The sequence below is a fragment of the Xanthomonas sp. JL1 genome, assembly GCF_038405005.1.
Map to the genome: position 1 here is coordinate 23,381 of NZ_JBBYGR010000025.1, position 8,971 is coordinate 32,351.

Here is an 8,971-nt window from a genome sequence, read left to right on the forward strand (position 1 = left end):
GCTCAGGCGGTCTCGGTGGAGTCGGTCTTGGCCGCGCGCGCAGCGCGGGCGCGCGGACCGTGGAAATAGTCCTGGATCCAGGGGTGATCGATCTGCTCGACCTCGGACAGCGGCGCGTTGGCGATCACCTTGCGATCGGCCAGCACCGCAATGCGGTCGCAGATGGCGTACAGCGTATCCAGGTCGTGGGTGATCAGGAACACGGTCAGGCCCAGGGCTTGCTGCAGGGTGCGGATCAGGCGGTCGAAGGCGGCCGCGCCGATCGGGTCCAGCCCGGCGGTGGGTTCGTCCAGGAACAGCAGCGGCGGATCCAGCGCCAATGCACGTGCCAGTCCGGCACGCTTGCGCATGCCGCCGGACAATTGCGAGGGCAGCTTGTCCAGCGCATCGGCCGGCAAACCGGCCAGCTTGATCTTCAGCAGCGCCAGCTCGAAATACCAGCGCTCCGGGAACTCCCCGTGGTGTTCCTTCAACGGCACCTGCACGTTTTCGCCCACGGTCATCGATGAAAACAGCGCCCCGTCCTGGAACAGCACGCCGGTATTGCGGGTGATGTGCTGGCGGTCGGCGAACCGGCCCGAGCGTGCATCCGCACCGAGCACGTGGATGCTGCCGGCATCCGGCTCGCGCAGGCCCAGGATGCTGCGCATCAACACCGATTTGCCCGTGCCCGAACCGCCGACCACGCCCAGAATCTCGCCGCGGCGCACGTCCAGATCCAGGTCTTCGTGCACGGTCTGGCGACCGAACCGGTTGGTCAGCCCGCGCACGGAAATCGCCAACTGATCGTCGTGGGCGTCAGTCTCCGGGCCGGGATGGGCCAGTGGGGATTCGGGAGTGATCACAGCACTTTTCTTCCAAATACCACGACAAGCGCCGCGCTGCGGTTTTGCACGAATCCCAGATCCTGAATGTCGAATCCCGCCTCCATCACCACCCCATCTTCATGAACCACAACGCCGCAATCGCGTCGAGGATGATGACCAAGGAAATCGTCTGCACCACCGAGGAGGTGGTGCGTTCGCCCACCGATTGCGCGGTGCCGCTGACCTTCAAGCCTTCCAGGCAGCCGATCAGGCCGATCACCAGCGCAAACAACGGTGCTTTCGAGAGCCCGACCAGGAAATGCCGCAGCTGGATGGTCTCGTGCATGCGCGCCAGGTACATCTGCGGCGGGATATCCAGGTCGAACGCACCCACGGTGACGCCACCGGCCAGGCCGGCGATCATCGCGATGAAGGTCAGCAGCGGCAGGGTGAAGATCAGCGCGAGCAGGCGCGGAATCACCAGCAGGTCGATCGGGTCCAGGCCCAGGGTGCGGATGGCATCGACCTCTTCGCGCGACTTCATCGCACCGATCTGCGCGGTAAACGCGCTGGCGGTGCGCCCGGCCAGCACGATGGCGGTGAGCAGCACGGCGAATTCGCGCAGGAAGGCGATGCTGACCAGCTCCACCACGTAAATTTCCGCGCCGAAGTCGCGCAGGATGGTCGAGCCCAGGAACGCGATCACCGCGCCCACCAGGTACGACAGCAGCACCACCAGCGGCACCGCATCCAGGCCCACCTGCTCCATGTGGTGCACGGTGGAGGTGAGCCGGAAACGGCGCGGCTCGTGGATCAGCCGCATGATCTTGACCAGGTTTTCGCCCAGAAAACTGTTCAACTCCAGGATGTCCTGGCCGATGCGGTGGGTGGCCCGACCCAGGCGGTCGAGCGCAGCGACGAAGCCGTAATCGCGTTTGGGCTTGGGGCGCTCGTCGTTGAGCTCCTCGATGGTGCACACCAGCGCCTGATGCTCATCGCGGAAATCGATCGCGTCTTCCTTCAGTCCAATCCGGCTGGCAAAGCGCAGCAACTGCAGCACGCCTGCCGAATCCAGCTGCTGGATGCCGCGCGCGTCGATGCGGCGCACCCCGTCGGGCACGGTCTGTAGCAATTCTGCCTGGGGCAGGGCGGTCGCCAGGACCCAACTGCCAGCGAGGCGGAGCTGCGCCTGATCCTGCGAGTCTTGTTCGATGCGTGGAGGTTGCGGTTTGATCATGGGTGGCCTGTCCGTGGCGCCAGCATACAGGGACGGTGTGAGCGACGGATGGGGGCGCGGCATCAATGGTGTGCCTGCGGCCATCTAATAAGCACGCCGGCCACGCGCGCTGCGGCATACACTGTCGGCCTCGCCGACCACGGCGTTTCTCCGATCCGACCCACCACGCATGTCCGCTGCCACCGTTGTCCTCCCGTCCGCCAGCGCCACCTACGCCCAGCGCGTCGCCTTCGTGTCCGAAATCGCCTGTCGCCTGCATTCCTATGGCACCACCGCGCAGCGGCTGGAGGCGGCGTTGGTCGGGCTCTCGCAGAAGCTGGGCCTGGACTGCGAGCCGTGGTCCAACCCCACCGGCATCATCCTGAGCTTCAGCGACCCGACCAAGGCGATCGGTTCCAGCGACATCACCCGGGTGATTCGCCTGGCCCCGGGCGAGATCGATCTGTACAAGCTCAGCTTGGCCGACTACGTGGCAGACAGTGTGGCCAACGGGCGCATGAGCATTGCGCAGGGCCACACCGCATTGCGCCGGCTGGACCGTGAAGTGGGCCGGCGCGGCAAGGCCATGCAGGTGCTGGCCTTCGGGCTGGCCGCAGCGAGCGTGGCCGGGCTGTGGAAGCTGCCATGGCTGGATATCGCCACGGCGGGAGCGATCGGCATGTCGATTGGCCTGCTCACCCAGTACACCGACAAACGTGCTGCCACCAAGGAAGCCGGCGAAGCGCTGGCCGGCCTGCTGGCCGGGGTGGTGGCGTCGCTGGTGGCCTCGTTATTGGGGCCGTTGAATCTCAATACGGTGATCATCGCCTCGCTGGTGGTGCTGCTGCCAGGGATGTCGCTGACCAATGCCTTCAACGAGCTGGCCAGCCAGCACTGGGTTTCCGGCACGGCGCGCCTGGCCGGTGCCGTCACCACGGTGCTTAAGCTGACGGTGGGGGCGGTCATCGCGGTGACGCTGACGCAGTTGGTTGGCCTGAATCCCCAGGTGGCCGCGTTGCGGCCGCAGGCCGGTTGGGTGGAATTGGCGTCGTTAGTGGTGGCCGCTTATGCGTTTGCGGTGCTGTTCAAAGCCAATCGACGCGATTATTTATGGATCATGGCGGCGGCCATGCTCAGCTATGTCATTGCGCGTTGTGCTGGGCATGCCTGGGGCGGCCCTGTCGGGGTATTCGCCTCGGCCATGACATTGACCGCTGCGGGAAATCTTTTCGGGCGCGTGGTCCACAAACCTGGTGCGATGATCCGTTTGCCCGGCATCATCATGCTGGTTCCAGGGGGCGTCAGTTTGCGTGGCTTTTTGACCCTGGTGCAGCAACAGGATGTCAGCGTGGGACAAGCGGCACTATTGGCAGTGACCAATATCGTGATGGCATTGATGGCCGGATTGCTGTTCGGCAATCTGCTGATTCCGGCGCGCAAGAATTTATGAGCCGGGGGAAAATGCCGCGCAATAAAAACGCCGGCATTGCCGGCGTTTTTATTGGTTTGGATCAACCAGCCTTGGACTTCCTGGTGGCGCGCTTGGTGACGGCTTTACGCGCCGAGGCCTTCTTGGCCGTTGCCTTCTTCACACCGCCGACCTTGCTGATCAGAAAGTCTTCGACTTTCTTGCCAGCGGCGGTCAGCTCTGCCAGCCAGCGCGGCTGCTTGCCACGGCCAGTCCAGGTTTCCTGGGCGTTGGCGGGGTTGCGATACTTCGGCGGCACCTTGCCCAGCTTGCGGCCGGCACGCGGGCCCGGCTTGGCGGCACCAGCCGGACGGCCCGGGCCAGCAGTGGCGGAAGCGCCAAACAATTCTTCAATGGAATAACCCTGCGCTTTTGCAGCGCGGGTCAGTTGCGTGCGGACCTTGGCGATCGGCGCGCGCTCGGCAACCAAGGTCTGCTGCTTCTTTGCATTTTTGATCAGGGCAGCCAACTGCTTGGCCGACAGGCGACTAAGATCGATCGACATCACGACTCCGGAAGATGAGAGAGAAAGAATGCCGGTCCGTGGCAGCGATGGCCATCATAATGTCAGAAAACGGGTATGACAAATGCGCCGCAATAATTCGGTGCCTTCTGTTCATCCGTTCGGAGCTGCTGCCGGGGTTTGATCAACGTCCCAGGCGGGAGAATAATCCGGCTTTATCCAGGTTTTCGGCTGCAGCGGCGGTGCGGGCGCGATATTCAAATGTGCCGGCCGCCAATCCGCGTTCCGAAACCACCACGCGATGCGGAATACCCAGTAGTTCCATATCGGCAAACATCGCACCCGGACGCAAGCCGCGGTCGTCCAGCGCTGCATCCAGGCCAGCGGCAATCAATTCGTCCAGCAAGGCCTGAGCGGCGGAAACCACCTGTGCGTCCTGCTTGGGATTGATCACGCACACCACCACTTGCCACGGCGCCATCGGCGCGGGCCAGATGATGCCGGCATCGTCATGGTTCTGTTCGATTGCCGCGGCCACGATGCGCGAAATACCGATGCCGTAGCAGCCCATTTTCATCACCGCCACCTTGCCGCCCTCGTCGATGACGGTGGCTTGTAGTGCCTGCGCATACTGGCTGCCGAGCTGGAACACGTGTCCCACTTCAATGCCACGGGCCAGACGCAGTTCGCCGCCATCGGCCGCGCGCTCGCCTTCGACCACGTTGCGCACATCGGCCACCGTTTCCGGTTCGGGCAGATCGCGGCCCCAGTTGACGCCGACCAGATGCGCGCCGGACACATTGGCGCCGACCACGAAATCGGCCAGTGCCGCGACATCGCGGTCGGCCACCACGCGTACCGGGCGCGCGGTGTTCACCGGGCCCAGGAAGCCCGGCTCGCAGCCAAGGTGCGCGCGGATTTCGGTCTCATTGGCCAGGCGGTAGCCGGCCAGTCCGGGCACCTTGGCCAACTTGATCTCGTTGACCGCATGGTCGCCACGCACCAGTGCCAGCACGAAGCCGGCCTCGGTCATCACCGCCACCGACTTGACCGTGCGCTGCAGCGCGATGCCGAGCAACTGGGCAACGTCCTCACAGGTTTTCTGGGTGGGCGTTGCCACCTGCTGCATCGCTTCGCTTGCAGCGGCGCGCGGAGCAGGCAATGCGGCACTGGCGGTTTCCACGTTGGCGGCGTAATCGGAGCCGGTGGAGAACGCCAGCGAGTCTTCGCCGGAGTCGGCGATGACGTGGAATTCCTGCGAGGCATCGCCGCCGATGGCGCCCGAGTCGGCCTGCACGGCGCGGAAATCCAGCCCCAGGCGGGTGAAGATGCGGGTGTAGGCGGCGCGCATGTTGTCGTACTCGCGCGCCATGTCCGCATCGGTGAGATGGAACGAGTACGCGTCCTTCATCAGGAATTCGCGCGCACGCATCACGCCGAAGCGCGGGCGGATTTCATCGCGGAACTTGGTCTGGATCTGATAGAAATTCAGCGGCAGCTGCTTGTAGCTGTTGATTTCCTGGCGTGCGAACTCGGCCGCCGCTTCTTCGGCGGTGGGGCTATAGCAGAACTCCTGCTCCTTGCGGTCCTTGATCTTGAGCAATTGCCCGCCGAACTTCTCCCAGCGGCCGGTGGCGTCCCACAGCTCGCGCGGCTGGATGGTGGGGAACAGCACTTCCACCGCGCCGGCGCGGTCCATCTCTTCGCGCACGATGGCCTCGACCTTGCGCAGCACGCGCAGGCCCAGCGGCGACCAGGTGTACAGCCCGGAGGCCAGCTTGCGGATCATGCCCGCGCGCAACATCAGGCGGTGGCTGACCAGCTCGGCGTCGGCCGGGGTTTCCTTGGTGGTGTGCAGGTGGAACTGGGAAAGACGCATCGGGCTTCGCTTGGGCGGAAAGCCCATAGTTTGCCAGTCTCGCGCCCTGCTGGTCATTGCCGGGCGTGCTTTGCGGGGTGTCGCCGGCCGCAATGGGCCGGTGCGTGGCGGCTATTGGGTCGCCGGGCCGCCCGTGGCTGCCGGCTTGCAGTACGCCTTGACGGCGGCATCGGCCAGGTTTCGTTGGGTCGCGCGGGTTTCCTGGTCCAATACGGCGCCAGGCTTGCCATCGGCGCCGGCAGCCATGGAGACATCACCCTTGCCGCTGAGCAATTCCAGGTTGCGGCGTGCGGTAAGGCAGTCGGCGGATTCGGGCGCCGCTGTCGGTGCTGCGGCAACGGCGGCGGTACCGCTGCGCGCATCGATCTGGCGCGCTTCATAGCGCTGGCCGGTCGGTGGCGGGGTTTCGGTGTAGTGGGTCACGCTCTTGGCGTCCTTCCACTTATAGATATCAGTCGCGCCGGCGGCGGCACTGACCAGCATCAACAGGGCGCAAAGCCCGGACGACAGTTGCATGTGGCTTCCCCTGGATGATTCCTACCGTCATTGCAGCATCCACGGCCGGCGCTGGCAAGTGATGGGCGCGCAGGGTGCTGAACCAGCAAGCGCGCTACCGCCGGACGGACCTCAGGCCCTACACTTGGCGGATGGATGAGATGAGACCGCCCCCGCGCTCGCGCACGATTTACCTGCTGCCGAACCTGTTCACCACTGCCGGGCTGTTTTCCGGTTTCTACGCGATCATCGCCGCCGCCAATGGGCAGTTCGTCCAGGCCGCCATGGCGGTGTTCGTGGCTGCGGTGATGGACGGGCTGGATGGTCGGGTTGCGCGCCTGACCAATACCAGCAGCGAATTCGGCGTGCAGTACGACTCGCTGGCCGATCTGGTCAGCTTCGGCATGGCCCCGGCGCTGGTGATGTACCACTGGTCGCTGTCGGCGCTGAAGTACGACAGCAATGTGATGGGCCGGGTCGGTTGGTCGGCTGCCTTCCTGTATGCGGCCTGCGCCGCGTTGCGGCTGGCACGTTTTAATACCCAGGTCGGCGTGGTCGACAAGCGCTGGTTCATTGGTCTGGCGAGTCCCGCGGCGGCTGGGCTGATGATGTCCTTCGTGTGGGCGTTTGCGGACGACAGCCTGGGGTTCGATGGCGAGCAGCTGCGCTATGTGGCGTTGGCGATCACGGTGGTCTCGGCATTGTTGATGGTCAGCCGGATGCGCTTCTGGAGCTTCAAGGGTGGTGCCCGTGGTCCACGTGCCGACCGCGTGCCATTCCTGGCGTTGGCGATCGCCACGGTGGTGATTGCGCTATTGGTGATCGACCTGGCGCGCTCCTTTCTGGTGATCGGCGTGCTGTATGCCTTGTCTGGCCCGCTGATGTGGCTGTGGCGACGTTGGCGGCGCGTGCCAGAGCTGCCATGAGCGCGTTTTCGTGAGCGAGCCGCCGTCCGAGCCGATGTGGTCCGATCTGCAGGTGTCGTATCTGCAGGCGTTGGGGCACACCGTGTATCTGGATCGCGATGCGGCCGATGCGTTGCCTGCGCCTGTCGAAGTTGCCGAGCGCGCAGAGATGGCCGCACCGGCGCGCGTGGAGCGTGGGCCGCAGTCTGCAGTGGTGAGTACGCCCGTCGCGCGGCGCAGCGCGACGGCCGCTCCAGCCGAAGCGCCACGTGCGCCAAACACTGCGCCAGCAGCGGCGCCGCAACGGCGCAGCCGCGTCGGCATGCCGGATCGTCTGCAGATGGCCTTGTTGCGCGCGTCCGGTTGCAATCCGGGCGACCCTGCGACACAGGCCTTGATGGTCTCCTGGCCGTTGGCAGAACTGCGCGGCAATCCGGCTGCCAAGCGTGCGCTGTGGCCGCAGCTGCGCGCGTTGCGGCGGCGTCGGGACCCCGCGTGAGCGCATTGAACGTGCCGCAACCCACCGCGTTGCGCGCAATGCGCGAGAGCGACCTGGAGGTGGTGATGGAGATCGAGCTCCGCGCCTATCCGTTTCCGTGGACGCGCAACATCTTTCGCGACTGTCTGCAGTCCGGCTATCCCGGCTGGGTGATGGAGCAGGGCGGTCGGGTCATCGGCTATGGCGTGATCAGCATCGCCGCCGACGAGGCGCATGTGCTGAACGTCTGCATCGCACCGGAAGCGCAATCGCAAGGCCACGGGCGCGTGTTGCTACGCGCGCTGATCAAGGGCGCCTGCGATCGCGGCGCGCGGCGCGCGTTTCTGGAAGTGCGCCCGTCCAATCCATCCGCGATTGCGCTGTATCACTCCGAAGGCTTCAACGAAATCGGCCGCCGTCCGCGCTACTACCCATCCCACAGCGGGCGCGAAGATGCGTTGGTGATGGCGATCGAGTTGTTCTTCGAAGGGTTCTCCTGAGCGCACGCCGTCGTCGTTGAGGACGCGGCTGGTTGCTGCTGCCGCGATACCAGTTCGGGTCGCTGGCTGCCGACGATGACGGTTGTGGATGACTGAGAACGAGTGCCGGCGCCAGTGCGTGTTTGCGTCTGTACGGTCAGCTTGCTTGTGTGGCGCGACTAGACGTTGCGCGAAGCCGATGCCGCCGCCGCGCCCACTGGTGCAACGCCGCTATCAGCCTTGAGGGCTCTCCAACGATTCAGTGCGGTACGCGATGGCATGCAGCGCGGATCGTGTTGGAGCGCGGACGCGCAGCAGAGATGCTTTGCCCCGCGCTTTCCTTGCGATGCGCGATTGACCCGATAGACGCCAATGCCTAGGTGCTGACGGAGAGAGACTGCGCTGGGCGAACCTTCGGCCACTCAGTCGTCGAATTCGATGCTTGCGCTGAGTCATTGCGCTCCCCACCTGCGCGTGGAGCGTTCGGCGAGCCGCGCTTGCCTGGTTAGTTCTACTGTGTTACAAATAATCTTACCTTTGTGCCACTATGGGAAGACCTTCAGGCCGCGCGGGAGAGCTGTGTTGAATAGGACACTGGAAGTGCGTTTTGAACAGTACGAGGAAGTAGTTGCTGCCGCCCTGTCCCATGCGGATCGCAAACAGCCCGCACACTGGTACCTGAAGCTGAGGTTTCCCCACATTTCTTCCTGCGAGATCAAGCACTTGTTGCATCAAGGCGTGGAAGAAGGTGCGCGCATGGGGCACGCTTCAAGGTGACTAAG

9 protein-coding genes and 1 pseudogene are annotated in these 8,971 nt (G+C 64.6%); 5 read left to right on the forward strand and 5 right to left on the reverse strand.

From position 1 onward, the window contains the following. Positions 1–2 precede the first annotated feature (2 nt). Both WJW29_RS05685 and WJW29_RS05690 read right to left on the reverse strand, forming a co-directional pair. Entirely contained in the window at positions 3–845 is an 843-nt protein-coding gene (locus WJW29_RS05685) for an ABC transporter ATP-binding protein (protein ID WP_011257689.1), read from the reverse strand. Between the two features lie 85 nt (positions 846–930). Further along, positions 931–2,043, reverse strand: a complete 1,113-nt coding sequence (locus WJW29_RS05690; protein ID WP_011407620.1) for an ABC transporter permease — start codon at positions 2,041–2,043, stop codon at positions 931–933. A 169-nt stretch (positions 2,044–2,212) separates the two neighbouring features. Here WJW29_RS05690 and WJW29_RS05695 point away from each other — a divergent pair, with 169 nt between their 5' ends. After that, a complete protein-coding gene (locus tag WJW29_RS05695; RefSeq protein ID WP_011257691.1) occupies positions 2,213–3,472 on the forward strand; it encodes a threonine/serine exporter family protein in 1,260 nt (419 codons plus the stop codon). Positions 3,473–3,533: 61 nt separating this feature from the next. Here the strand turns inward: WJW29_RS05695 and WJW29_RS05700 are convergent, their stop codons facing one another. The 3 genes from WJW29_RS05700 to WJW29_RS05710 all read right to left on the reverse strand — a co-directional run bounded on the left by WJW29_RS05700 (position 3,534) and on the right by WJW29_RS05710 (position 6,348). Beyond that, entirely contained in the window at positions 3,534–3,995 is a 462-nt protein-coding gene (locus WJW29_RS05700) for an H-NS family nucleoid-associated regulatory protein (RefSeq protein WP_011407621.1), read from the reverse strand. A 142-nt stretch (positions 3,996–4,137) separates the two neighbouring features. Then, entirely contained in the window at positions 4,138–5,832 is a 1,695-nt protein-coding gene (locus WJW29_RS05705) for a proline--tRNA ligase (protein WP_011257693.1), read from the reverse strand. Between the two features lie 111 nt (positions 5,833–5,943). Continuing rightward, positions 5,944–6,348 (reverse strand): DUF4124 domain-containing protein, encoded by a 405-nt coding sequence (locus WJW29_RS05710; RefSeq protein WP_011257694.1) that lies wholly within the window; start codon positions 6,346–6,348, stop codon positions 5,944–5,946. A 131-nt stretch (positions 6,349–6,479) separates the two neighbouring features. Between WJW29_RS05710 and pssA the strand changes: the two genes are divergently transcribed. From pssA to WJW29_RS05730, 4 genes and pseudogenes are all read left to right on the forward strand, one after another. After that, a complete protein-coding gene (pssA, locus tag WJW29_RS05715) occupies positions 6,480–7,253 on the forward strand; it encodes a CDP-diacylglycerol--serine O-phosphatidyltransferase (RefSeq protein ID WP_011407623.1) in 774 nt (257 codons plus the stop codon). A gap of 34 nt (positions 7,254–7,287) precedes the next feature. Next, complete coding sequence (locus WJW29_RS05720) at positions 7,288–7,731, forward strand: alanine acetyltransferase (RefSeq protein ID WP_171970793.1); 444 nt, start codon at positions 7,288–7,290, stop codon at positions 7,729–7,731. Further along, positions 7,728–8,210 carry a ribosomal protein S18-alanine N-acetyltransferase gene (gene rimI, locus WJW29_RS05725; protein ID WP_011407624.1) on the forward strand — a complete coding sequence of 161 codons (483 nt, stop codon included), beginning with the start codon at positions 7,728–7,730 and terminating at the stop codon, positions 8,208–8,210. Before WJW29_RS05720 ends, rimI begins: the two co-directional genes overlap by 4 nt. Before the next feature lie 516 nt (positions 8,211–8,726). Further along, positions 8,727–8,873 (forward strand): annotated as a pseudogene (locus tag WJW29_RS05730) (IS701 family transposase); the annotation flags it as partial. Positions 8,874–8,971 lie beyond the last annotated feature (98 nt).

What these genes read in the sequence shown, in the direction of transcription:
- WJW29_RS05695 (WP_011257691.1), top strand. Translation starts at nt 2,213, where the DNA reads ATGTCCGCTGCCACCGTTGTCCTCCCGTCCGCCAGCGCCACCTACGCC.
- WJW29_RS05705 (WP_011257693.1), bottom strand. Translation starts at nt 5,832, where the DNA reads ATGCGTCTTTCCCAGTTCCACCTGCACACCACCAAGGAAACCCCGGCC.
- WJW29_RS05710 (WP_011257694.1), bottom strand. Translation starts at nt 6,348, where the DNA reads ATGCAACTGTCGTCCGGGCTTTGCGCCCTGTTGATGCTGGTCAGTGCC.
- WJW29_RS05690 (WP_011407620.1), bottom strand. Translation starts at nt 2,043, where the DNA reads ATGATCAAACCGCAACCTCCACGCATCGAACAAGACTCGCAGGATCAG.
- WJW29_RS05720 (WP_171970793.1), top strand. Translation starts at nt 7,288, where the DNA reads ATGTGGTCCGATCTGCAGGTGTCGTATCTGCAGGCGTTGGGGCACACC.
- WJW29_RS05700 (WP_011407621.1), bottom strand. Translation starts at nt 3,995, where the DNA reads ATGTCGATCGATCTTAGTCGCCTGTCGGCCAAGCAGTTGGCTGCCCTG.
- pssA (WP_011407623.1), top strand. Translation starts at nt 6,480, where the DNA reads ATGGATGAGATGAGACCGCCCCCGCGCTCGCGCACGATTTACCTGCTG.